Raw genomic sequence first — 21,359 nt, forward strand, 5'->3', positions numbered from 1 at the left:
CGTCGCGGGCTCCTAGTAGAACGGGCCGGCTGTAGGAGCAGTGTCGTCGAAGAGGAAGGTCAGCTGGTTCCGGACACCGACAACGCCGTCGACCGCGCCGATCAAATCCTCGGCGAACGTGACCGTACTGCGCTTCTCCACCTGACCCTTCAAGGTGACCACACCCTCGAGAACACTCACGTCGACCGCGAAGTGGTCATCCCACAGGTGCCGATCGACGACATCACGACGTACCCGGGCGAGGATCTCCTGATCCGGGGCAAGGAAGGCGCTGAGCAGGTCGGACCGGGTCACGATGCCGGCGAGCTTGTCGTCGTCCATGACGACCAGACGGGTGATCTTGCGAGTCGCCATCAGCCGAGCAGCCTCGTCGAGGGTGCATCTGCCTTCGATGGTGACGGCCGGGCTCGTCATCAGCTGGCCTGCGGTCAAGGCCTCGGCCTTGACCCGGTCCCTCCAGTGGAACCAGCTCTTCGCGGTCCGTTGGTACTGCTCCTTGCGCAGCAAGTCGGTCTCGGAGACGATTCCGGCCACAGCGCCGTACCCGTCGTGGACCGGGACCGCGCTGATGTGGTGCTCCGCCAGCGTCGCGGCGACCGCCTTGAACGGTGTATCCGCGGCGACGGTCACGACCTCGGTCGTCATCACGTCGGCAACTGTCAGCAGGTGCTTCATCAGGACTCCTTGTGCCGGCGGACGACCGCGACCGGTGCGTCCGCGTGGTGTAACAGGCTTTGGCTGACGGATCCCAGCAGCAGACCGGTGACACCACCGCGGCCGCGAGAGCCGACCACCATCAGCGACGCGTCCTCCGACAGCTCGATCAGCCGAGCGCTCGCTCGGCCCTCGAGCAACGAAGCGGTCACCCTCACCGTCGGGAACTTGTCCCGGTACGGTTCGAGGCTCTCGGCCAGCCAGTTCGTCAGCAGCTCTTCCGTGCTCGCGATCGGCGACACGTGCTGGTCCAGCGGCTGCCAGCAGTACACGACCCGAAGCGGCTGACCGGTCCGGGCCGCCTCCTCGAAGGCGAACTCCACTGCCTCGGCCGACTCTGTCGACCCGTCGCTGCCCACAACCACCGGTCCGGTACGCCGTTCACCGCGCACGACGACGACCGGGCAGGGCGCCTTCGCGGCGACCGACGTCGCCACCGACCCCATCACCGCGGCCGACACCTTGTTCCGCGACCGGGTCCCGACGACCACCAACTCGGCCTGACCCGCCTCGAGCAGGATCGCGTTCGCCGCATCCGAGTTCGCCAGCCAGCCCGAGCCGCCGTCGCGCCCGAGCCGGTCCCGCGCGTACTGCACCGCGTGGTCCAGCTCATGCTGGAACTTGTCCAGCGGCATCGGCGGTGGAACGTACCCTTCCACGCCCAGCGCCGGCCACCGGCTGAGTTCGTTCAGGTAGGCGCGGACCACCCGGACCGCCAGCCCGCGCCCCTCGGCCGCATCGACGGCCCAGTGCAACGCAAGCTGACTCTCGGACGTGTCATCGACACCCACGAGGATGTACTTCCTCATCGACCTGTTCCCTTTCATCGATTCGGGTGCTGGACGAGGATCTTCTTCAAGCCGTCGACGAAGCCCAGCGATTCGTCGTACCCGCGTTGCCGTGGATCCGGATCTCGAACATCACGTCACCCGGGCCCAGGCCCCGGAGTAGTCCGGGGCGTCGATGGTCACGGCGGGGATCGCCCGGCGCCGGACCTCGACCACGGACAGGTCGCCGGAGCAACCGTCCTTGGCCCATTCCAGCTCCATCGGATGCTTGAAGAGCCGGTCCGCGATGACCGACCAGCCGGCGATCTCCCGGATCTCGTCGTCGGTCAGCACCAGGCCGGTCTGCTCCGACGGTGTCGCCGGAACGGTGCGGGTTCCGCGCGGATCGGCGTACACGGTCTTGGCGCGCTTGGCGCCGCGGTGCTTCACGATCAACGACCGGCCACCGGGGTGCACCGAATACAGATCGGCGTCGGTGGCCGGTGGCGATCCCAGTCCCCAACCGGCCATGATGCGGACGAACGTGCTCTCGCCGTACGCCGTTCCCGAGCCGCCGAGGTCCGAACGCACCATCCGTTGCACGGTCACCGGCATCACCGCCGCCAGCTGGTCGGCGCCGATCACCTCGCGGTTGCCAACGGCAACGGCACTGAACAGCGACGCGAAGCAGCGTCGGCACGCGGCCAGCACGTCGGCACCGCAACGCAGATGCAGGAACACCTCTTCGCGACCGTCGTCCTGCGGTGCGACCGGGCTGCACCGGACGGCAACCTCTGTGCCCTCGCCACCCAGCGCGGCGTAGGCTCGCAGGATCTCGTCGGCCACCGTTGCCGGCAGCGACGCGTCCCGGAAGGCCGTCCGGATCGCCGCGGCGACCACGACCAGATCCCGGCCGGCCCGGAACCGGCGCATCTCCTGCGCGATCACCGGACCGAGACGATTCGCCTCGACGAAGGAGCGGTACGCCGACGCGGTCACCACGAACCCCTCGGGCACCTGAACGCCCTCGTCGGCCAGTACGCCGAGGCGAGCGTTCTTCACGCCGACCTGATCCGGGTCCACCCCGTCCTGAAGCTGGACGATCGTCTTGCTGTTCATGACTGCTCCCATCACAACGACCTGGCGACGAGTTCGGTCAGGTCGACCAGGCGGCTCGTGTAGCCCCACTCGTTGTCGTACCAACCGAAGACCTTGACCAGGTGGTCCTGGACCTGCGTGAGTTGCGCGTCGAAGATGCACGACGCTGGGTCGCCGATGATGTCGCGGGACACGATCGGATCCGTGGTGTAGCGCAAGATGCCCTTGAGTGGTCCGGCCGCGGCGTCGGCGAAGGCCTGGTTGACCTGGTCGACGGTGACGGTTTCGGACAGTTCGACCGACAGGTCGGTGAGTGAGCCGTCCTCGACCGGGACGCGGACGGCGACGCCGTCGATCTTTCCCGCCATCGCGGGGATCACGAGGCCGACCGCCCGGGCCGCGCCGGTGCTCGTCGGGATGAGGTTCGTGGCGCCGGAGCGACCGCGGCGCAGATCCTTGTGCGGCGAGTCCAGCAGCACCTGGTCGTTGGTGTAGCTGTGGATCGTCGTCATCAGTCCGCGCTCGATACCGAACGCGCTGTGCAGCACGGACACCATCGGCGCGACGCAGTTCGTCGTACACGAGGCGTTCGAGATCACATGGTGAGCGGCCGGGTCGTAGCTGTCCTCGTTGACGCCGAGGACGACCGTGGTGTCGACGTCCTTGCCGGGCACCGACAGGATGACCTTGCGAGCGCCGGCGATCAGGTGCGCCCCGGCGGTTTCGCGAGTGCGGAACTTGCCGGTCGACTCGATCACGATGTCGACGCCGACACCGGCCCAGTCGAGCTTGGCCGGATCACGCTCGGCGGTCGCCCGAAGGGTGCGTCCGCCGACCGTGATCGTGTCGTCGGTGTGCCCGACTTCTGCTTTCAGGGGCCCGTAGGTCGAGTCGTACCGCAGCAGGTGCGCGAGTGTCGCGGGTGCCGCGACATCGTTGATCGCGACCACCTCGATGCCGCTGGACGTCCGTTCGAGCACGCAGCGCAGGTAGTCCCGTCCGATCCGCCCGAACCCGTTGATTCCGACCCGTACGCTCATGATCGACCCTTCAGTCGGTTGCTTCGTTCTCTTTCATTCGACCGGTGTCACCGAGGCGCCTGCAGAGTCGAAGGTCCCGCCTTCGGCCGCCGGACGACCGCCAGGCCGACAGTCAGCGTGCCGAGCAGCAGGAACAGGCCCGAACCGGCCAGAACTCCGATCCACAGCGCCTGCAGGCCAGGTGCGGTGGCGCCGACATCGGCCCGGACACTCACGTCCTGACTGCCGTCCGGCGCCATCACGACAAGCGTCCAGTCGCCGTTCTCGAGCGGCCAGGTGATCGTCTGCATGCCTGTAACGGCCGCCTGCACACGCCAGATGTTCAGCTGGGCCGGTGCCGTCGACGGCTCGCTGCCGGCATGCTCGGCGTACGTCGTGTGGCTCGGGCCGACGGCCTTGACCGTTGTGTACTCGACGCCGCTCAGATACCTCTGCACGTCCGTGGCCGACGCGAGCCCGACGAAAACCGGACTGCCGTCGACCGGCGCGACGCGCACCCGGGCATCACCGAACCACCGGTGCGGAACCGTCGCGGAGCCGGCACTGATCGTCAGCCGCTCACTCGCCAGCGCATACCCGCCGGTGCTCAAAGTCACGGTGTCCGAAGTGACGAAGCCCGCGGTGTCACGGCGTCCCTGATCCAGCCAGGCCAGTGTTCCGCCGATTGCCAGCCCGACCACCGAAGCCAGGGTCACGAGGATGCCGGTGACCAGCGCGATGGTCCGTCCGGCCGACATCCGCAGCTCGGGTTCGTGCGGTGCCGGCTGTGGTGGTACGGCGGGCGTGGGGTGCCGCAACGGGTCGTCCAGCCTCGTCGTGCCCGGATCGTCGCCGCCCAGGTCCAGGCGGAACGGCGGGTACTGGTCGACCATCAGTCCGGCGTACGCCGCGACTCGCAAGGCCCAGCGGTCCATGCCGAGGACGAGGTCGAAGATCGGCCGCGGATACCGGCCGGTGAACAGCAGCGCGACCGCGGCGATCAGGACGAGCAGACCGACCAGGCCCGAGGCCCAGCCCTGCTTGTCGGCCTGCACGGCGAACCAGGTCCCGCCGCCGAGGAAGAACCCGACCACCAGATAGTGCGGGATCGCGAGCAACCACCACTTGACCAGAACCAGTCCGCGCGACAGGTGCTCCGGATACGCGATTTCCAGATGGGCCGGATAGTCCGGCACATCGTGCAGGGTGAACGGCGGGTAGCGGTCGGTGCCGAGCGCGCCGTAGGCGTAGAACTGCACGCGCCAGGTCCAACGCAGTACACCGACGTTGAAGTCGAAGATCCCGCGTGGGTACCGTCCGGTGAACAGGATCGCGAAGAAAGCCACGAAGCTCAGTGCCACGAACGCGATCCACAGCACCGCGAGCACGAACAGGTGCGGAATCACCAGCACCCACTTCACCAGCCACAGCCACCGATTCAGCCGGTCGTCGAGTGCCCCGTCCACCCGGACCGGATACGTCGTCGTACTCATGACGCTCTCCTTCCGTCACTGCCAGGCTGTGCCGCCGCCGGCGACCTCAGCAGAGCCGAAGGTCCTGCTGACAGCGCGCCTTGATGCCCTGTCCGGCCGACCGGCGCCGGCAGACGGTGAAGGTGAGAGGAAGGAGAGAGTCATGAACGACGAGAGACTCGTCGACCGGGTCGATCCGCCGCCGACGGACGACCAACTGCGCGCACAGGCTCTGACCGAGCTCCGGAAGCGGCGCGAACTCGCCAGTCACGTCCTGGCGTTCGTCATGGTGAACACCTTCGTGGTGATCGTCTGGTACGCCAGTGGAGCTGGCTTCTTCTGGCCGGTGTTCCCGATCTTCGCCTGGGGCATCGGGATCGTCTTCCATGCCTGGGACGTGCTGTGGCCGCAGCCGAGTGAGACCGCGGTCCGGGCGACGATGGACCGGATCGCACACCGACACTGACGAGAACCGACTGGGCCGGCCCTGGAGCGGGCCGGCCCCTTCGAGCGAACGCCGGGCCGATGGACGGCCGTAGCGCCCCAAAGACCCGTCCGGGCCATGACCTGCTGTGATCTGGGTGACAGATGCGAGATGGTTCGGGGATGAGTGCTGCGAAGAAGAAGCGGTTGCCGAGGAAGCTGTACGACCAGGAACTGCTGCGGCTGCAGGCGGAGCTGGTGAAGCTGCAGGAGTGGGTCCGCGTCGAGGGCGAGAGAGTGGTGGTGATCTTCGAGGGACGCGACGCCGCCGGGAAAGGCAGCACGATCAAACGGGTGACCGAGTTCCTGAATCCCCGCGTCGCGCGGATCGTCGCCCTCCCCGCGCCGACCGAGCGGCAGCGGACCGAGTGGTATTTCCAGCGGTACGTCGAGCACCTGCCGGCGGCCGGCGAGATCGCGCTGTTCGACCGCAGTTGGTACAACCGCGCCGGTGTCGAGCGCGTGATGGGGTTCTGCACGAACCAGGAGTACGCGCGCTTCCTGCATCAGTGCCCGATCTTCGAGCGGCTGCTGGTCGAGGACGGAGTACTGCTCCGCAAGTACTGGTTCTCGGTCAGCGACAGCGAGCAGGAGAACCGGTTCCGCAGCCGCCTCGAAGACCCGATGCGACGCTGGAAACTCTCGCCGATGGACCTCGAATCGATCACCCGCTGGGAGGACTACTCCCGCGCCAAGGACGAGATGTTCGTCCACACCGATATCCCCGAAGCACCCTGGTACGTGGTCGAGAGCGAGGACAAACGCTCCGCGCGGATCAACATGATCGCCCACCTGCTGTCGACCGTGCCGTACCACGAGGTCCAGCGACCGCCGCTGGAACTACCACCGCGGCCGCCGACCAAGGGATACGAACGCACGCCCCGCGAGATGCAGACCCAGGTCCCGGACCACGCGGCCGAACTCCGGCGCTAGGGGTCCAAGGTCCCGGTCCGCGGGGACCGATCGGCCGGTGCGGAAGGCAGTGCGGGCGGCTCATGCTCGGAGCATCTGCTCTGGAGGTGGACCGTGCGTCAGCTGCATTCGAAGGTCGTCGCCGTGCCATGGGCGCGGCGCTTGGTGATCGATGCCGGTAGAGCTGCACGCCGCCGGCATGCCATTCATGGCTTGATCGAGGTCGACGTGACGTCGGCCCGCGGGGCGTTGCAGCGACACCTCGAGACGACCGGGGAGAATCTCTCGTTCACCGCCTTCGTGACCAGCTGCGTTGCTCGTGCGGTCGCGGCAGACCCGACGGTGCAGGCGTATCGCGACTTCCGCGGCCGCGAGGTGATCTTCGATCAGGTCGATATCGGCCTGCCCGTTGAGGTCGATCTTGACGGAACGTCCTTTGCGTTCACTCACGTGCTGCGGGATGCCGGCCGCCGTACCGTGCCGGAGCTGTCTGAGGAAATCCGCGCGGTGAAGGCGGATCCGCAGCTCAGTCCATCGGTCCACAAGGCTCCCTGGGCACACGCCTATCTGATGCTTCCGGGCTTCGCCCGCACCCGCTTGCTCGGCGCACTGCACCGGCTGCCCTACCGGCAGCGGGCACTCGCCGGGACTGTCGGCGTGACGGCCGTCGGAATGTTCGGCGCCGGCGGCGGCTGGGGCATCGCCTTCCAACTCCACACGCTCAGCATCGTCATCGGCGGCATCACACGCCGCCCGGTCCTCTTCCAAGGCCGCCTCGTCGAACGTGATTGGTTGCAGCTGACCATAAGCGTCGATCACGACGTCGTCGACGGTGCCCCCACGGCCCGCTTCGTACGCCGCCTCCGCGAGCTCCTGACCGCTAGCGACGGTATCCCCCTTGCGGCCCCGAGGAGATCGGCATGAGCCCCCGACCATCCCTCGCGCCGGCGCTCAGATGAAGATGATCTGGGCGCCGTCGGTTTTTTCGATGAAGTCGGCGGCGCTGATGATGGCTTCTACGTCGTCGTACAGGTCGGACTCGTCCAGGTGCATCATGTCGGCGGACATCCGGCAGGCCCAGAGGTGGCCGCCGGAGGCGACGATCTGCTCGAGGAACTCCGGCATGTCGGGGACGCCGATGTCGTGGATCTGCTTCTTCATCTGGTGGGTGGCCATCGCGGTCATCCCGGGCAGGCCGCCAAGCCCTTGCGGCAGGTGGGTGGCGGTGTTGCCGAGCATCGTGAACTTGAGGTCGTTCATCCGCGACTTGGTGATCATGTCGAAGCCCCAGAACGTGAAGAACAGATGCGTCTCTACGCCTTCGCCGAGCGCCGCGTTGGCCAGGATCAGAGCCGGGTAGGCCATGTCGAGGTTGCCCTTCGAGCAGATGATCGCGAGCTTGCGGCCTTGCGTTGCCTCGTCGCCGAAGTCGGGGACGACCAGTGGAGTGCTGTCGGTGGTGGTCATGACGGTGCCTTCTCTCAGACGCAACCGCGGGGCTTCGGCAGGCCGGCGACGTACGCCATCTTCTTGGCCGGCTTGCCCGGGAACAGGGTGAACAGCTGCTTGATCGGCATCCCGGTCAGGACCGAGACCCTGCGCAGGGTGGCGGTCTCGCCGTGCGAGGGGTAGTCCGCGCGCAGGAAGCGGATCGCCTTCCAGTGCTCGTCGGTGAGTTCGATGCCGATCCTCGCGGCCAGTTCTGCCGCGAGATCCTCGCTCCATTCGCCGTACTCGGTCAGGAACCCCTCGGAGTCGACATGGATGGTGGTCATGGTCGGACCTCCTCGCCCGGTCGGTGTTTGCCGGTCATGGACATCTTGTTCGGCACCGGCAGGCGCCGCCCGGGAAGCAGCAGGTGCCAGTAGATCCAGCGGAACGCGAGCTTCCCCCAGTGGTTCGCCTTGGTCTCGCGGAGCAGGGACAGCGGGCCGAGTCGCCCGAGCGGGTACCGTCCGGGCAGCGGTTCGGTGTCGTAGTTGAAGTCGATCAGCAGTCCCTTGCCGTCACCGGTCTCCACGAAGCAGTTCGCGTGGCCGTCGAAGCGGTGCGTCATCGCGCGGCCGTCGACGTACTGGAGGAAGTTCTCGACGAAGATCTCGCTCGAGAAATGTGCGACCGAGCCGGCCTTCGACGTCGGCAGATCGTTGGCGTCGCCAACGGCGAAGACGTCCGGGTGTGCTATCGACTGCAGCGTGCGCTTGTCGACCGGGACGTAGTTCAGCTCGTCGCCGAGACCGGAGTCGCCGAGGAAGTCCGCACCCATGTTCAGTGGAACGGTCACCAGCAGGTCGTATCCGATCTCACGCTCGTCGTAGCTGACCAGCGTCTTGCGCTCCGCATCGATCCGCTCCACCAGGAAGTCGGTCTCGACGGCGATCTTGCGTTCGTCCAGCAGACGGCCCAGGAAGCGCGACGCGACCGGTTTCGTGAAGGCGCCGTCCAGCGGCGTCACGTACACGATCTCGACCTGGTCCCGCATCCCTCGCCGACGGAAGAACGCCTCGGCAAGGAACGTGAACTCCAGCGGCGCCACCGGGCACTTGATCGGCTGATCCACCACGTGGACGACGAGGCGGCCGCCGGGGAACGATTGCAGGGCATCGCGAACGGCCAACGCGCCGTCGTAGGTGTAGAAGTCGTGAATGCTTCGATGCCATTGAGGTCCCAGCATTCCCGGTGTCTGATCGGGTCGCGGGCTGGTGCCGGTGGCGATGACGAGGTAGTCGTAGCCGACCACTCCGCCGTCCGCGAGCCGGACCGTCTTGTTCTCCGTATCGAGCGCGCCGACCTCGCCGATCAGCAACTGGATCCCTCGCCGCAGCAAACCTCGCCGTGACTTCAGCAGGTCCGGCGGTTCCGGCTCGAACGGGACGAACAACAGTCCCGGCTGGTACAAGTGTTCCGGGTCGCGGTCGATGACAGTGATCTGCCATTCGTCGAGCGCCAGCCGGCGCCTCAGCTTGTTGGCCACCATCGTGCCGGCGGTGCCGGCACCCAATATCACCAACCGTCTCATCACAGCCATCCCTTCGTGAGCCGGCCCGGTCAGGTGCACCTGACCGGGCCGGGATGTGTCAGTCGGTGTGGTCGATCGTGATCGAACGCGCCTCGGCAGCTTTCGCCGACAGCGGCACGGTCACCTCGAGGATTCCGGCCGTGTACTTCGCGACGACCGCCTGCTCGTCTGCACCGTCCGGTAGCAACACCCGGCGGGTGAGCGCGCCGTAGTGGAACTCCGAGCGCGCACCGTCGTGCTCCTCCTGTTGACGAGTCGCGGAGATGGTGAGCATCCCGTTCGCGACCTCGACCTTGATGTCCTTCGCCGGGTCCAGGCCGGGCAGCTCCGCGCGAACGACGTACTTGTCCTCTTCGGTGAACTCCTCGATCCGGACGCCACGCATCGTTACCGGCATGGTGAACAGGTTCGGCAAGCCCTCGGCCCACTCGAACAGGTCCGCGAGCTGCCGCCGGCCGTCCCTGCGCTGCAGCGTCGTCATGCTGTCTCCTTCCGCTCGTCTTTCTCGTCACCTCCACCACACCTCGCGCCAGGTCCGCACAGCAGGGCCGAACGCACCGCATTACACGGACCTTCGGCCCTGCGGCCGGACGCCACCCCGACCGCTCCTCCTCGAGATCATCGTCTGGATCGTGCTGTTTCCGTGGGTCCTGGCCACGGCTGTCTGGACCATCAGCTGGTCCGAAGGCCTCCGCCTCAGCCGACCGGGACACGGGAGCGGGCAAGGCTGGGCGTGCGCATCGCGAGAAGTGAGGTGCCGATGCCGTAGGTGAGGAAGTTGCCCTCGGGGAAGATCTCCACGATGCGGCACTCGGCCATCCGTTCGGCCGGAACCAGGGTCGCCAGTTCCGACGACACCGACGTGATGTCGGGTCGACCGGTCGTGTGTACGACTGCGCGCGCGTGGAAGCTGATCGTGGCCGGAGGGATCGGGAACAGCAGTGCGAGCAGGCCACCACGCCGTACGGGCACCGTCACCGCGACCTGATCTGTTGCGGGGATGTGCAGCGCCTTCCAGCTGTCCGGCGCGACCGCGACATACAGCCTGCCATGAGCGGCCGCGTACACGACTCCGCTCGAGCGCGGCTCACCGGTCGGTGTCACGTAGCTCAGCACCGCGAACGATGCTTTCGCGATCTGTCGCCAGACCTGTTCCCTGGTCGGTTGCCCGTTGCCAGCGGCAATCTTTTGGGCTGCTGTTCTGGTCATGCTCGCTCCTCGTGTCGTGCTGGTTGGGTCGCGGACGGTTCCAGCCCGGCGGAGGCCGCGGTGTGGCGCCGCCCACCGTGCTCATCACAACCTCCCTTTGGTACTTCGAGTCTCGGCCGAACATATGACTCGAACCACGGGCCTCAGGCCCCACTCCGAAAGCCGGAGGACCCGCCTCCGATGGTCGTTGAGAGCCGCCACCCCAGGCCTTTCACCGCCACCGGACGGGACCGAGGACGACTTCCCGGGCATGGCAGAACCGCCGAACCCTGAATCGGGCCGGCGGTTCTGGCTGTGTGGGTCAGGCGGTGCTGGGTGTCGGGTTGGTGAGTTTCGGCATGACCTCGGCTTCGGCCGGAACCCGGCGCAGGTGGGCGTAGCCCAGAGCTGACAGGACCAGCAGGAGCCCGGCCGCCACGAACGCGGTGATGGCGGCGATCAGGGCGATCTGGCCCATCTTGCCGAACGCGTAGGCGTTGAGCAGCAGGCCACGCAGCGTCTCACCACGGAAGACGGTCTGGACCTGGCCGGCCAGCTTGGTGTCGTTGGGGTTGGCCAGCGACTCAGCCGACAGCTGCGAGTACGTCTTGCCACCGGCCATCTCGTTGATGTGCACGGCGATGAAGTGGTTCGCGTACGCCTCGGCCTGGGCGCCGGTCACCAGCTGCTGCCCGGCGTACTGCGACAGGTACGGCTTGACGGCCGGATCGTTGAGGGACTCGCTGCCTGCCTTCGGGAAGTAGATCTGCTGGGCGGCGAGCTGACTGTGGACCTGGTTGTCCACGAAGTTGTGGGCCCACAGCAACAGACCGCCCGCCGCGACCAAGACGATCGCGAGGACAAGTCCGGCGGAGGTGAGCAACGCGTCGAAAGTCTTGCGGCGCATGATCGGTTCCTTTCGAGCCGCGAGGTGCGGCGGCAGAGTGGTGAACGTTGTTGCTTAGAGTCTTCGTCCATATCGCCGCCACCACTACGCACCTAACGGCCCTCCTCCGTAGGCCTATAGACCCGAATTCGTCCCGCCGACCGGCACGGCCAACCTCGGCGACGGCTTGAATCCCTTGACGATGAGGTAGATGCCGAACGACAACTCCCAGAAGAACTCCGGGATCGTCGCGATGCCCTGGACCGTGCCGCCGCGCTCGATGACGTCGAACATGACGGCGATCCCCGAGATCACGATCAGCGGGCCGCCGATGAGCCCGAGCATCGCCATGCCGCGTGGCACCAGACCGGACCGGTACATCAGGTAGCCCAGGATGATTCCGTTCGCGAAGCCGGCGCAGAATCCGGGTCCGATCAGGAATGCCCGATCATAGATCGCGACGAAGACCTGGCCGAGTGCAGCGCCGGTGCCGGCCGTTCCTTGCTGCCGCATGAACACGAAGGTGAGCAGGCTGACGATGCCGATCGCGATGAACATGGCCTCGACCAGGCGCGCAGCGACGTACCCCAAGGCAAGGCTCTCGCTGAATCGCCGGTAGATCGCGTACGGCACGACAGCGGTGCCGATGTTGGCGATGATGACAATGAGTTCGAGGGTGGCGCCCAGAGCCACACTCGCGGTGGGGTCGGCGCCGACCCCGGTGATGTAGTCGGGATGATCCCGCACCGGCGCGTACAAGACGAAGTACGCCGGGATCGATGCGACGAAGGTGACGACCATCAACCACCCCGTCAGCGTGGCGACCTTCCGTGCGTGGACCGTGCTGGTCCCGCGATCTGTGTCAACGTCCATCTGAACCCCTACCTCTACGTGAGCGTCTCGGGCGTTGCGCCGGAGGACGGAGGCGGTACGGAGAGGTCGGGATCGCTGCCGCCTTGGTCCAGGCGGAACGGCGGATAGACGTCAGTCATCAGGGCGGCATAGCCCGCGACTCGGAGAGCCCAACGGTTCAGTCCCAGGATCAGGTCGTACAGCGGCCGAGGGTACGCGCCGGTGAATGCCAGGATGATCGCGGCGATGAGCACCAGGATCCCGACCAGTCCACCGCCTCCGCTGATGTTCCATTGCCAGTTCTCGGAGCGGTTCGCGGCCCAGGCTCCACCGCCGACGAAGATGCCGACGATGATGTAGTGCGGTATCGCGAGCAGCCACCACTTCACCAGGACCAGCCCTCGGGACAGGCGCTCGGGGTAGTCGACCGACAGGTGCGCCGGATAGTCCTCCACCTCGGCAAGGGTGAACGGCGGGTACTGATCGGTGCCGAGTGCACCGTACGCGTAATACGTCACCCGCCAGGACCAGCGCATCACGCCGACGTTGTAGTTGAAGAGAGCGCGGGGATAGCGACCGGTGAAGAGGATCCCGAAGAACGCAACCACCGAAACGACCATGAAGCCGAGCCACAGAAACGCCAGTACGACGAAGTGCGGGATCACGAGGATCCATTTGACCAGCCACAGCCACCGCGACGATCTCGGATCCGTCGCCGCGTTCACATGCACCGGGTATGCCACAGATGTTGTCACCAGAACCAACTCTCAAAGGTTTTGTAGCGGGATGTGTTCTTCTACGCCGGAAGAGCTGATCGCAGTGATCGCTGACGGCTTGAACCCCTTGACGATGAGCCAGAGGGCGAAGCTGACCTCCCATGCGAACACAGGGAGCGCCAGGACTGTGTGGACGCTCTGGCCGTAGACGCCGAACAGCATCGCCGTCGCCGACAAGGTGACCAGCGTGCCTCCGCTCATCCCCAGTACGGCGATCGCGCGTGGCACGAGCCCCGCTCGGTACACCAGGTAGGCCAGGAGGAAGCTGTTGAATCCCAGTACCCAGCTCGGTCCGAGCAGGAAGGTCCAGTCGTGGATCGCCACGAGAGACCGCTCGATCGCGGCGACCGCCGGGTTGCCCGCATCCGCAGTACCGGCCAGGTCCTGTCTCAATGTCACGGCAACGAGAACGCTGACAGCGCCAACGATGATGATCGCCGACTCGAGGACCCGGCCGCAGACGTAGCCGAGCGCGATGCTGTGGTTCTGCCGCTTGACCACCGGATAGAGGGTGACTGCGCTGCCGACGCAGGCGACAACGAGCAAGAGCTCGAGAAACCCTCCGAACAGCAGCCTGTTGTCCGCATTCGCGCCGGCGATGTAGTTGCCGTCACGCAGAACCGGTCGGTACAGCAGCAAGGCCGGGATCGAGGTGATCTCGGTGGCCAGATAGAAGACGCCCGCAACAATCGCAGTACGTCTCAAAGCGCTCACAGTCGCCATGCGTCGGAGCTCCCCCTGCAGGCAGCCCAAGACCACGGCGCCCAGGACCGTCAACGACGGACCTGCCCGGAGCCCCCACCCGCTTACGCCCCGTGCTGCCCACCATCCTCGGGAGTACACGAACTGTCAACGATGCTGGGCGTCCTGGTCATGGACAGCCGTGGTGGGAGGGCACATGCTGGGCACAGCGCGGTCAGATCTTGCGCAGAGTGGCTCCTTCAGGGTCGCCGCGGGTTCGTGTCCGCGCCGGGGGCGGTTCGCATGGGCACAGTCAGTGGTCGGAGGCAGGGTAGCGAGGCAACAGAGCGGACGATCGCGGTAGGGCTTTCGTCGTCCGGTCCGCGGCGTAGAACGGCTGTGGTGACCGGCAGCCTGTTCATCGCCTCCACCATCGCATTCATGATCGCGGCGACGGTGCTGTCGATGACGTTCGACTGGCCCGACATCCTGCGGGAACCGCCGGACGTCGTTCTGCCCGAGTTCGCGGCAGGTGGGGCGAGTCTGGTGTGGACCTGGTTCGCGGTGGCCTGGACGTACGCCGTACTCGCGGTCCCGATCTTGTTGCTGCCGACCGCATTGGCCCGTCGCCGGGACGCCGCCTTGCGGGCAGCCACCTATCTCGGCGCTGCCTCTGTCCTCTTGTCGGTGATCGGCTTCCTGCGCTGGGTCTTCGTCGTACCGCCCCTGGCCGACTCGTACATGAGTGGCGACGAAACCACCCGCTCGGCCGTGGCTGCCGCCTGGACAGCACAGCACCAGTACGGCGGCGCGCTCCTGGGCGAGCACCTCGGGCAACTGCTGGCCATCGCCTGGTCGGTCACCGTCAGCGTCATCATCTTGCGCTCCCACGTGATCCCCGCCTGGGCCGGCTGGCTCGGCCTCATCGCAAGCGCCCTTTACCTCATCAACCAAGGCGACATCCTGGCCACAGCAGTCTCCGGATTCCCCGTCTGGGACCTGGGCGGCCTCCTCGGCAGCTACCTGTGGGCACTGTGGCTGATCGTGATCGGCGTCCTACTCGTCAGGCGGGTGAAGGTCGATGCCTCCTGATCCCGACCTGGTTGGGATAGCCGCACCTTTTGGGGCTACTGGTTCTTGAGGAATCTGGTCGGGTCGCCGGCGGCGCTGGCGGCGGAGGCCAACCAAGCCTGCAGACCTTCCGGGTCGCGCCGGTCGAGCTCGTCGAGGCATCGCTGGCGTTCCATGACGATGCGGAGGCGCTGCGCGTCCGTTCTCGCCAGCCGTAGTGCGTCGTAGCTTTCACGCCATTGCCGGCAGAGGTCCGCGGTACTGCGTTCCGGCACATCGCGGCATCCGGACGTGCCACCCCTTCCTCGCATCCCGCGACCCCACCGCACGACGGGAGGCGACGTCGCACCCAGGAGAAGCACAAGCCAAAGCACGCTCGCACCGAGAACGACCGCGAGGCCGGCGGCCAGGACGACGACCGCGGCTCCGGCAGCGGCGGCCATCATGACCTGCCGTCTCGTCCAGCGAATGGTGTCGCTCCCGCTGTACATAGCCGCAGCCGTCGCTCCGGCCAGAGCACTGATCAGAAGTGCGAGAGCCAGCAGCTGCGGAGAAAGCAACAGCGCGGCAGCAAGGCCGATCAGCAGAGAAACGCTGCAGAACGCCCGCCAAACAGTGCGGTAGAACACGGCGAACTGGCCTACCGCCGCGTTGCCGTCGGAAGAGAATCCCCCTGACCCCATTCCCTCAGTGCAGCCGCTTCCCCGTGCCCTGACCAGGGCCGAAAGTCACCAGTCGAACGCAAACGCCGTGCGGCCGGTGAGGTCACGGTCGCACGGCGTTCGGCGGTTGGAGCGGCGCGCCCCTCGACCCGCTCTCCAACCGATGCTGACGAGGAGAATCCGCTTCCATTCTCGCGGTTCGGGGCCTCTTGGTCCGTTGCTCTCTCCGCTCGCGGAACCGTGGCCCTCGACGAGTCCTCCTCGCCCCTTCCAGTGCACCGCGGACCCACGTCCGACCGCAGGGCCGAAAGTCCGGACCGGCAGGGACCAAAGTCTCGACTTGCAGGCCCCAACGGAATCTGCCCGCGTCCGCGGTCCGCTGAAACTCTGAAGCCGTGACACCTACCGAAGGGGCGAACGACATGGGCAGACTTGATGATCGCGTCGCGCTGGTGACCGGCGCGGCGAGCGGTATCGGGCAGGCGACCGCCTGGCGACTCGCGGCCGAGGGCGCGGCCGTGGTGTTGACCGACGTCGCGGTCGAGGCCGGTGAAGCAGTCGCGGAAGCCCTGCGGGACTCCGAGGCGCAGGCAGTGTTCGTACGGCACGACGTCGCGAGCGAAGCGGACTGGGAGATCGTCTGCGCAACGGCTGCCGAGCAGTTCGGTGGCATCGACATCCTGGTCAACAACGCGGGAATGGGTGACCTGGAAACGATCGAGGAGACGACGCTGAAGGACTGGCAGCGCACCATCGACGTCGACCAGACCGGTGTCTTCCTGGGAATGCGGACCAGCGCGCCGTACCTGAAGTCCTCCGGCCACGCGTCGGTGATCAACATCAGCTCGATCTTCGGCACAAGCGGCGGCTTCGGCACGTCGCCGGCGTACCACGCTGCCAAGGGAGCGGTCCGGACCCTCACCAAGAACGCCGCGCTGCACTGGGCGCCCGAGGGCATCCGGGTGAACTCGATCCACCCGGGATTCATCGACACCCCGATCCTGGATTCGGCCCGCGGGACGCCGTTCTGGAACACGATGACCGAGCTGACGCCGATGGGACGCCTCGGCCGCCCCGACGAGATCGCAGCCGGCGTCGCCTACCTGGCGAGCGACGACGCCTCGTTCGTCACCGGACTCGAGCTGTACATCGACGGCGGGTACCTGGCCCGGTGATCACCTCGGCGTCACGCGCTGGTCGAGCTCACGCCGCAGCCGCTGGCGGTAGATCTGGAACCGGATGTTGAGTACCCTCGGCTCGCCGTCCGGCGGCTCCGGGCGCTCGCCGATCTCGTCGTCGACCAAGGCCAGCGCGGCCGCCAGCTCCTCGGTCCGCCACGAGTCCAGTCGCGCCGAGTGCGCCAGGCGATCCAGGTACGCGCCATCCGCAGCAAATACTGAATGATCAGGCGACATGAGTACCAGACTCCCAAACCGAGCGCCGTCGGGCACCGTGGTCCAGGGCCACCTCGAAGTGGTTTCGACGCTACCACTCGACGGTCCAACACAACAGGCAGGAACGCTTGCCGCGGCCGGCGGATCAGGGACCGCTGCGGACGGCAACACGGCCGGTGTTCTCGCGGGGCATGGCCCGGAAGACCCCAATACCGCCTACTACTGACGAACGGCCTCTCAGGTCGGGACTCTCGCCTCCAGCGGCGCCCGGCTCCCGGGGCGAAGCTGAAATCGGAGAACCAGTCGGCCGGTTTGCCGACCTCCGATTGAAGGAGCCACCATGACCGCACTGCGCGCGGAGATCGACCGCTGGCAGGCCGACCTCGACAACATCGCCGACGCCAGCCAGACCGACAACTGGTTCCTCGAAGAGCGCCGACTGGCCGAGGCCCAGCACACGATTCTCGCCTTCCGCGGCCGGATCCTGCCGATGCTGAGCGCCCAGCAGCAGCACGACACGATCATCGCGGACGAGATCGAACACCTCGTCGACGACCTCGAAGACCTCCGCAACGACACCTTCCAGGCAGCCCACCCCAGGGAATCCCACCGGCAGATCGCCGAGGCCGTCGCTACCCTGCGCGCCCTCACCCGCGTCGCCTTGCGCTTCGAGCGAACCCTCGAAGACGCCTGATGAGCTCAGCAGAAGATCGGTTGCCTAGATCGCCGGACGGCCTGGCGGTTCCGGGACGTATCCCGCTGTCCCGCGTCCTTCAGCGAACCGCCGCGGGAATCGCAATGGCCCCAGTCCCAGGGAGGTAGCGATGCCGACCGACGAGCCGACCTCCGCACCGGTTAGAGCCCGGTCGCCCGCGCAACGGCGAGCAACTCGGCCACCGCCCCAGCGCCTTGAAGAACTCCGCCTTCAACTGGTGCAGCGGCGTGGTCGTCGATCTACCTTCCATCACTCCACGTCCTGCGCGATGTATGCGATCGTGAATTGAAAGAATCCGCAACTCTTGTGCAGTGTGTCCACAGCGCACGGCCCGACGGGAGACCATGGACACCTTCAGCGCGGAACTGCGACAGCGGATCGCCGCTGCTCGTCACGCACTCCGGGCGGCCCAGAGGGACGGTGACCTCGACGCCGAGCGGGTGTACTCGGGCGAACTCGACAGCCTTCTCCACCTCGCAAGGGAAAACGACGTGACAGTGCCGCCGGACCAACCCGAGGACAAGAACTGAACGGACCGGATCCAGGCCGAGAAGCCGACGCCGTGCTCTACGAGGTGACCTGTACCTCGCCCGAGCACGACGCACCGACCCGCACGGTGACGGACGCCGCAGGCGTCACCGACCTCGTGGGCCGAGCCGCGGCCACCGGCACGCGTGTCCACGTCCGCCCGCTCCCGGACAGCGACGCGGACGCAGGCGCCTCATTGTGAGCCGGCTCGGTCAGAAGTCGATCCGCAGATCGTCAAGGTTATAGGGCAGATTGCGGCATACGGCGACGGCACCGGCGAGCGGTGATCTCGTCCAGGTCGTTACCCGTTGATGAATCCCGGGACCGTTGCCTTGGGGCGGCCTCGATGGTCTCGGCTGTTCCCATTACTGTCGAAGACCTATATGGTGACGGACGGTAGGCGGTATAGTCCGCTGTCGGTGCGCGGGGAACGGGCCAGGTTCGAGTCCTGGCCGCACCGCAATTCCGCCCGTTCGGGTGGAAGCAAGGGGAATCATGTCCAACTCGAAGAACCGCCTCGTGGCGGCAGGATCCGCATTCACGCTGGCCGTCACCGCAGTCGGTATTTCGCTGCTCGGTGGTGGTGCGGCCGACGCCGGCGTCACCGGCGTCACCGGCCTGACTGCAACGGCGATCACTTACCCGCTGGTCCGCAACTCGGTGGCCGAGAGCCAGGTGGTCAACTACAGCCTCGGCGAGAGCGACCTGCAGAAGGCGTTCGTCGCGAAGATGCTCGCGGTCCCGGCGAACGGGGTCGACACGTCGGCCAAGCTGAAGGACGGCGTAGTGGCAGAGGTCGACCTCGCCCCAGCGGTGCAGAGCAAGTTGAACAAGGCGGGCCCGGCGTACCTGAAGCACTGGGGCACGGTGCACCGCAACGTGATCGGCGCGGCAGACGCCGAACTCGCCACGACATCCACCCAATCACCACTCGGTGACGGCGCCCTGGATCTACACACCGCATCCGCGAACGACAAGGTGGCGTTCGGCAACGAAGTCGACTTCGCCGGCCAGAACGTGAAAGACCTCGGCACGGTCGGCTTCTCGGTCTACACGACCGGCGAGAACAATGCCCTGGGCAACAACATGCCGAGTATCGCCTTCGAGATCGACCCGAATGTGGCGGCGGTGACGTCGAACTACGCGTCGCTGGTGTACACACCGGCCAACGGCGCAGCCAACCAGTGGACAGCCTTCAATGCCACCACCGACGCGGACAAGCACTGGGGGCTGACCGGCACCGCGTTCAACGGCACGACGTGCTCGATCAACGGCGCCCGCTGCACCTGGACCGAGGTGCTCAACTACCTGGACGACGGCGGCGACGACGCCAAGGTGCTCACGGCAACCGTCAGCAAGGGCCGCGACTACGCGTTCTCCGGCGCGGTCGACGCACTCAAGTTCGGCGGCAAGACCTACGACTTCGAAGCCGCCGGAGTCACCGTCAGCTAGTTGTACCGACCACATCATCAGATGCGGCAGCACGTCGATGATGTCGGCGTTGCGCAGCCCTGCGGAGCCTGATCGGTTCGCTTCGGCAACTACTTCGACCAGTTGCAGAATGCATCCATCGATCCGTTGACAGCGCGCAATCCTTCACCTAACGTCAAAGCTCAGTAACAAATTGTGATCGGCGCAGGCGCTGCTGCACCGCCGGTCCAACGGGGTGTGAACACGCCATCAAGATGGCGGGGCCGCAACGGTCCTGCTGCTCGTGGCGGTCTCTCCTGATGTCCTGTTGCCAGGCCCGGACCCGCCTGGATCGCTCGATGTCGTTCTTGCGACCGCGGATCCTCCTTCACCACGAATTGCCTGGTAACAAAGCCGCGCCGATCGATCCGGTGCGGTACATCGATGGACTGAGGGTGAAATCGATCATGAAGTTGTCCACCTACGCGACCTCGATCGGCCGGGTGCGTCTGAGCGTTCTGGCCGTCGCGGCCGCGCTCGTCGTCTCCGCCGGCGGTCTGCTGGCCACCGGCGGCACTGCTCAGGCGGCGGCCGTGGTGGTGCCACTCGGCACCGCCGAGAGTTTCGTCATCCTGGCCGGGGCCGGCATCACCAACACCGGTCCGACCGTGCTGACCGGGGATATCGGGTCCTTCCCGAATCCGGCGATCAGCGGCACCGGGACGATGACGATCACCGGCACCAACCACGCCGGCGACAACGTGACCCAGGGGGCGAAGGACGATCTGGTCACGGCGTACAACGTCGCCGCCGGCGAATCGCCGCCGACGCCGATCACCGACGACCTCGGCGGCAAGACGCTGACCCAGGGCGTCTACAACTCGGCGTCCTCGATCGGACTGACCGGCGCGCTGACGTTGGACGCGGAGGGCGACGCGGGAGCGGTCTTCGTGTTCCAGGCAGGTTCGACCCTCACCACCGCGCCCAGCAGCAGCGTCGTACTGACCAACGGAGCCCAAGCCTGCAACGTGTTCTGGCAGGTGGGCAGCTCAGCCACCCTTGGTACGGCGACGCAGTTCCGCGGGACCATCATGGCGTTGACGTCCATCACCATGAACACCGCGGCCACAGCCGTCGGCCGGATGCTGGCCCGCAACGGGTCCGTCACGCTCGACACCAACACCCTCACCAAACCGTCCTGCACCCCCACCACTCCGCCCACCACACCGCCGACGACGCCCCCCACAACCCCACCAACATCACCTCCTACTTCGCCTCCGACCACACCGCCCACGACTCCCCCCACCACGCCCCCCACTTCACCGCCCACCACACCGCCCACGACGCCGCCCACCACTCCCCCCACTTCACCGCCCACCACGCCCCCCACTACGCCGTCCACGACTCCACCGACATCGCCTCCCACGTCCCCGCCGTCATCTCCCACGACCCCACCACCGACGTCGCCTCCGACCTCCCCGCCGGTGCCCACGGTCTCGCCCGGACCGCCCCAGGTCACCGACACCCCGCAAGGCCCTGTCAATACAGGCGATGCCTCCGGCCCGTCGATCTGGCTCGTCGAGCCGCCGACCGCGCCATGGTTCGGCTGGATCGGGGCCGGCACCCCATGAGGACCGGCGCAGCGGTTCTGCTCCTCGCGACCGCGTCGGCTGTGACCGGGTGCAGTATTGAGTCAGGCACGGGGCCGACTC

26 protein-coding genes are annotated in these 21,359 nt (G+C 66.7%); 10 read left to right on the plus strand and 16 right to left on the minus strand.

What is annotated here, in order from left to right; translation table 11 throughout:
* Nucleotides 1–12: 12 nt before the first annotated feature.
* The 5 genes from EV653_RS10985 to EV653_RS11005 all read right to left on the minus strand — a co-directional run bounded on the left by EV653_RS10985 (nt 13) and on the right by EV653_RS11005 (nt 5,091).
* Nucleotides 13–675: a CBS domain-containing protein gene (locus EV653_RS10985; protein ID WP_134101048.1), complete on the minus strand. Its 663-nt coding sequence runs from the start codon at nt 673–675 to the stop codon at nt 13–15.
* Nucleotides 675–1,523 carry a universal stress protein gene (locus EV653_RS10990; RefSeq protein WP_166679343.1) on the minus strand — a complete coding sequence of 283 codons (849 nt, stop codon included), beginning with the start codon at nt 1,521–1,523 and terminating at the stop codon, nt 675–677. The genes EV653_RS10985 and EV653_RS10990 overlap by 1 nt, the downstream gene beginning before the upstream one ends.
* Nucleotides 1,524–1,634: 111 nt before the next feature.
* Nucleotides 1,635–2,600 (minus strand): PEP/pyruvate-binding domain-containing protein, encoded by a 966-nt coding sequence (locus tag EV653_RS10995; RefSeq protein WP_166679344.1) that lies wholly within the window; start codon nt 2,598–2,600, stop codon nt 1,635–1,637.
* An 11-nt stretch (nt 2,601–2,611) separates the two neighbouring features.
* On the minus strand, nt 2,612–3,619 hold the full coding sequence (gene gap / locus EV653_RS11000) for a type I glyceraldehyde-3-phosphate dehydrogenase (RefSeq protein WP_134101056.1): 1,008 nt from the start codon (nt 3,617–3,619) through the stop codon (nt 2,612–2,614).
* 47 nt (nt 3,620–3,666) lie between these two features.
* Entirely contained in the window at nt 3,667–5,091 is a 1,425-nt protein-coding gene (locus EV653_RS11005) for a DUF4389 domain-containing protein (protein WP_134101059.1), read from the minus strand.
* A 142-nt stretch (nt 5,092–5,233) separates the two neighbouring features.
* On the opposite strand from EV653_RS11005, the gene EV653_RS11010 reads away from it, so the two are divergent.
* From EV653_RS11010 to EV653_RS11020, 3 genes are all read left to right on the plus strand, one after another.
* Nucleotides 5,234–5,536 carry a 2TM domain-containing protein gene (locus EV653_RS11010; protein WP_134101062.1) on the plus strand — a complete coding sequence of 101 codons (303 nt, stop codon included), beginning with the start codon at nt 5,234–5,236 and terminating at the stop codon, nt 5,534–5,536.
* A gap of 140 nt (nt 5,537–5,676) precedes the next feature.
* On the plus strand, nt 5,677–6,486 hold the full coding sequence (gene ppk2, locus EV653_RS11015) for a polyphosphate kinase 2 (RefSeq protein ID WP_134101065.1): 810 nt from the start codon (nt 5,677–5,679) through the stop codon (nt 6,484–6,486).
* 93 nt (nt 6,487–6,579) lie between these two features.
* Nucleotides 6,580–7,389, plus strand: coding sequence for a 2-oxo acid dehydrogenase subunit E2 (locus tag EV653_RS11020; RefSeq protein WP_134101068.1), 810 nt, complete (start codon nt 6,580–6,582; stop codon nt 7,387–7,389).
* Between the two features lie 27 nt (nt 7,390–7,416).
* On the opposite strand, the gene EV653_RS11025 is transcribed toward EV653_RS11020, so the two are convergent.
* The 9 genes from EV653_RS11025 to EV653_RS11065 all read right to left on the minus strand — a co-directional run bounded on the left by EV653_RS11025 (nt 7,417) and on the right by EV653_RS11065 (nt 13,909).
* Entirely contained in the window at nt 7,417–7,932 is a 516-nt protein-coding gene (locus EV653_RS11025) for a DsrE/DsrF/DrsH-like family protein (RefSeq protein WP_134101071.1), read from the minus strand.
* A gap of 14 nt (nt 7,933–7,946) precedes the next feature.
* Entirely contained in the window at nt 7,947–8,240 is a 294-nt protein-coding gene (locus EV653_RS11030) for a TusE/DsrC/DsvC family sulfur relay protein (RefSeq protein ID WP_134101074.1), read from the minus strand.
* Nucleotides 8,237–9,484 carry a type III sulfide quinone reductase, selenoprotein subtype gene (sqr, locus tag EV653_RS11035; protein ID WP_134101077.1) on the minus strand — a complete coding sequence of 416 codons (1,248 nt, stop codon included), beginning with the start codon at nt 9,482–9,484 and terminating at the stop codon, nt 8,237–8,239. The genes EV653_RS11030 and sqr overlap by 4 nt, the downstream gene beginning before the upstream one ends.
* Nucleotides 9,485–9,542: 58 nt before the next feature.
* Entirely contained in the window at nt 9,543–9,965 is a 423-nt protein-coding gene (locus EV653_RS11040) for an Hsp20/alpha crystallin family protein (RefSeq protein WP_134101079.1), read from the minus strand.
* Nucleotides 9,966–10,180: 215 nt separating this feature from the next.
* A complete protein-coding gene (locus EV653_RS11045) occupies nt 10,181–10,693 on the minus strand; it encodes a pyridoxamine 5'-phosphate oxidase family protein (protein WP_134101083.1) in 513 nt (170 codons plus the stop codon).
* Nucleotides 10,694–10,994: 301 nt separating this feature from the next.
* Complete coding sequence (locus tag EV653_RS11050; protein ID WP_134101086.1) at nt 10,995–11,579, minus strand: hypothetical protein; 585 nt, start codon at nt 11,577–11,579, stop codon at nt 10,995–10,997.
* A gap of 114 nt (nt 11,580–11,693) precedes the next feature.
* Nucleotides 11,694–12,431 (minus strand): DUF4386 domain-containing protein, encoded by a 738-nt coding sequence (locus EV653_RS11055; protein ID WP_134101089.1) that lies wholly within the window; start codon nt 12,429–12,431, stop codon nt 11,694–11,696.
* 14 nt (nt 12,432–12,445) lie between these two features.
* Nucleotides 12,446–13,165, minus strand: a complete 720-nt coding sequence (locus tag EV653_RS11060) for a DUF4389 domain-containing protein (RefSeq protein WP_238159675.1) — start codon at nt 13,163–13,165, stop codon at nt 12,446–12,448.
* Between the two features lie 12 nt (nt 13,166–13,177).
* The gene (locus EV653_RS11065; protein WP_134101093.1) at nt 13,178–13,909 is read right to left on the minus strand and encodes a DUF4386 domain-containing protein; all 732 of its coding nucleotides are present in this window, start codon (nt 13,907–13,909) and stop codon (nt 13,178–13,180) included.
* Between the two features lie 360 nt (nt 13,910–14,269).
* Here EV653_RS11065 and EV653_RS11070 point away from each other — a divergent pair, with 360 nt between their 5' ends.
* Nucleotides 14,270–14,959, plus strand: coding sequence for a DUF4386 domain-containing protein (locus tag EV653_RS11070; RefSeq protein ID WP_202871540.1), 690 nt, complete (start codon nt 14,270–14,272; stop codon nt 14,957–14,959).
* 35 nt (nt 14,960–14,994) lie between these two features.
* Here EV653_RS11070 and EV653_RS11075 read toward each other — a convergent pair whose 3' ends face one another.
* Nucleotides 14,995–15,621: a hypothetical protein gene (locus EV653_RS11075; RefSeq protein ID WP_134101099.1), complete on the minus strand. Its 627-nt coding sequence runs from the start codon at nt 15,619–15,621 to the stop codon at nt 14,995–14,997.
* Between the two features lie 401 nt (nt 15,622–16,022).
* On the opposite strand from EV653_RS11075, the gene EV653_RS11080 reads away from it, so the two are divergent.
* The gene (locus tag EV653_RS11080) at nt 16,023–16,775 is read left to right on the plus strand and encodes an SDR family NAD(P)-dependent oxidoreductase (protein WP_134101102.1); all 753 of its coding nucleotides are present in this window, start codon (nt 16,023–16,025) and stop codon (nt 16,773–16,775) included.
* On the opposite strand, the gene EV653_RS11085 is transcribed toward EV653_RS11080, so the two are convergent.
* Complete coding sequence (locus tag EV653_RS11085; RefSeq protein WP_134101105.1) at nt 16,776–17,015, minus strand: hypothetical protein; 240 nt, start codon at nt 17,013–17,015, stop codon at nt 16,776–16,778.
* A gap of 319 nt (nt 17,016–17,334) precedes the next feature.
* Here EV653_RS11085 and EV653_RS11090 point away from each other — a divergent pair, with 319 nt between their 5' ends.
* The 5 genes from EV653_RS11090 (at nt 17,335) to EV653_RS11105 (ending at nt 21,278) form a co-directional block, all read left to right on the plus strand.
* Complete coding sequence (locus EV653_RS11090; protein WP_134101108.1) at nt 17,335–17,688, plus strand: hypothetical protein; 354 nt, start codon at nt 17,335–17,337, stop codon at nt 17,686–17,688.
* 365 nt (nt 17,689–18,053) lie between these two features.
* Nucleotides 18,054–18,239, plus strand: coding sequence for a hypothetical protein (locus EV653_RS11095; RefSeq protein WP_134101113.1), 186 nt, complete (start codon nt 18,054–18,056; stop codon nt 18,237–18,239).
* Nucleotides 18,240–18,271: 32 nt separating this feature from the next.
* A complete protein-coding gene (locus EV653_RS41070; protein WP_166679345.1) occupies nt 18,272–18,439 on the plus strand; it encodes a hypothetical protein in 168 nt (55 codons plus the stop codon).
* Nucleotides 18,440–18,732: 293 nt separating this feature from the next.
* Nucleotides 18,733–19,689: a hypothetical protein gene (locus EV653_RS11100; RefSeq protein WP_134101116.1), complete on the plus strand. Its 957-nt coding sequence runs from the start codon at nt 18,733–18,735 to the stop codon at nt 19,687–19,689.
* A gap of 425 nt (nt 19,690–20,114) precedes the next feature.
* Nucleotides 20,115–21,278 carry an ice-binding family protein gene (locus EV653_RS11105; protein ID WP_166679346.1) on the plus strand — a complete coding sequence of 388 codons (1,164 nt, stop codon included), beginning with the start codon at nt 20,115–20,117 and terminating at the stop codon, nt 21,276–21,278.
* The last annotated feature ends 81 nt before the right edge of the window (nt 21,279–21,359 follow it).

It is taken from the genome of Kribbella pratensis, from assembly GCF_004365355.1.
Classification (GTDB): Bacteria; Actinomycetota; Actinomycetes; order Propionibacteriales; family Kribbellaceae; genus Kribbella.

Excerpts from the sequence above, each read along its gene's own strand:
- EV653_RS11030 (WP_134101074.1), bottom strand. The coding sequence starts at position 8,240 with ATGACCACCATCCATGTCGACTCCGAGGGGTTCCTGACCGAGTACGGC.
- EV653_RS11055 (WP_134101089.1), bottom strand. The coding sequence starts at position 12,431 with ATGGACGTTGACACAGATCGCGGGACCAGCACGGTCCACGCACGGAAG.
- EV653_RS10990 (WP_166679343.1), bottom strand. The coding sequence starts at position 1,523 with ATGAGGAAGTACATCCTCGTGGGTGTCGATGACACGTCCGAGAGTCAG.
- EV653_RS11025 (WP_134101071.1), bottom strand. The coding sequence starts at position 7,932 with ATGACCACCACCGACAGCACTCCACTGGTCGTCCCCGACTTCGGCGAC.
- EV653_RS11105 (WP_166679346.1), top strand. The coding sequence starts at position 20,115 with ATGAAGTTGTCCACCTACGCGACCTCGATCGGCCGGGTGCGTCTGAGC.
- EV653_RS11005 (WP_134101059.1), bottom strand. The coding sequence starts at position 5,091 with ATGAGTACGACGACGTATCCGGTCCGGGTGGACGGGGCACTCGACGAC.
- EV653_RS11090 (WP_134101108.1), top strand. The coding sequence starts at position 17,335 with ATGACCGCACTGCGCGCGGAGATCGACCGCTGGCAGGCCGACCTCGAC.
- EV653_RS10995 (WP_166679344.1), bottom strand. The coding sequence starts at position 2,600 with ATGAACAGCAAGACGATCGTCCAGCTTCAGGACGGGGTGGACCCGGAT.
- EV653_RS11040 (WP_134101079.1), bottom strand. The coding sequence starts at position 9,965 with ATGACGACGCTGCAGCGCAGGGACGGCCGGCGGCAGCTCGCGGACCTG.
- ppk2 (WP_134101065.1), top strand. The coding sequence starts at position 5,677 with ATGAGTGCTGCGAAGAAGAAGCGGTTGCCGAGGAAGCTGTACGACCAG.
- EV653_RS10985 (WP_134101048.1), bottom strand. The coding sequence starts at position 675 with ATGAAGCACCTGCTGACAGTTGCCGACGTGATGACGACCGAGGTCGTG.
- EV653_RS11095 (WP_134101113.1), top strand. The coding sequence starts at position 18,054 with ATGGACACCTTCAGCGCGGAACTGCGACAGCGGATCGCCGCTGCTCGT.
- sqr (WP_134101077.1), bottom strand. The coding sequence starts at position 9,484 with ATGAGACGGTTGGTGATATTGGGTGCCGGCACCGCCGGCACGATGGTG.
- EV653_RS11065 (WP_134101093.1), bottom strand. The coding sequence starts at position 13,909 with ATGGCGACTGTGAGCGCTTTGAGACGTACTGCGATTGTTGCGGGCGTC.
- EV653_RS11075 (WP_134101099.1), bottom strand. The coding sequence starts at position 15,621 with ATGGGGTCAGGGGGATTCTCTTCCGACGGCAACGCGGCGGTAGGCCAG.
- EV653_RS11085 (WP_134101105.1), bottom strand. The coding sequence starts at position 17,015 with ATGTCGCCTGATCATTCAGTATTTGCTGCGGATGGCGCGTACCTGGAT.
- EV653_RS11010 (WP_134101062.1), top strand. The coding sequence starts at position 5,234 with ATGAACGACGAGAGACTCGTCGACCGGGTCGATCCGCCGCCGACGGAC.
- EV653_RS11050 (WP_134101086.1), bottom strand. The coding sequence starts at position 11,579 with ATGCGCCGCAAGACTTTCGACGCGTTGCTCACCTCCGCCGGACTTGTC.
- EV653_RS11100 (WP_134101116.1), top strand. The coding sequence starts at position 18,733 with ATGTCCAACTCGAAGAACCGCCTCGTGGCGGCAGGATCCGCATTCACG.
- EV653_RS11080 (WP_134101102.1), top strand. The coding sequence starts at position 16,023 with ATGGGCAGACTTGATGATCGCGTCGCGCTGGTGACCGGCGCGGCGAGC.
- gap (WP_134101056.1), bottom strand. The coding sequence starts at position 3,619 with ATGAGCGTACGGGTCGGAATCAACGGGTTCGGGCGGATCGGACGGGAC.
- EV653_RS11045 (WP_134101083.1), bottom strand. The coding sequence starts at position 10,693 with ATGACCAGAACAGCAGCCCAAAAGATTGCCGCTGGCAACGGGCAACCG.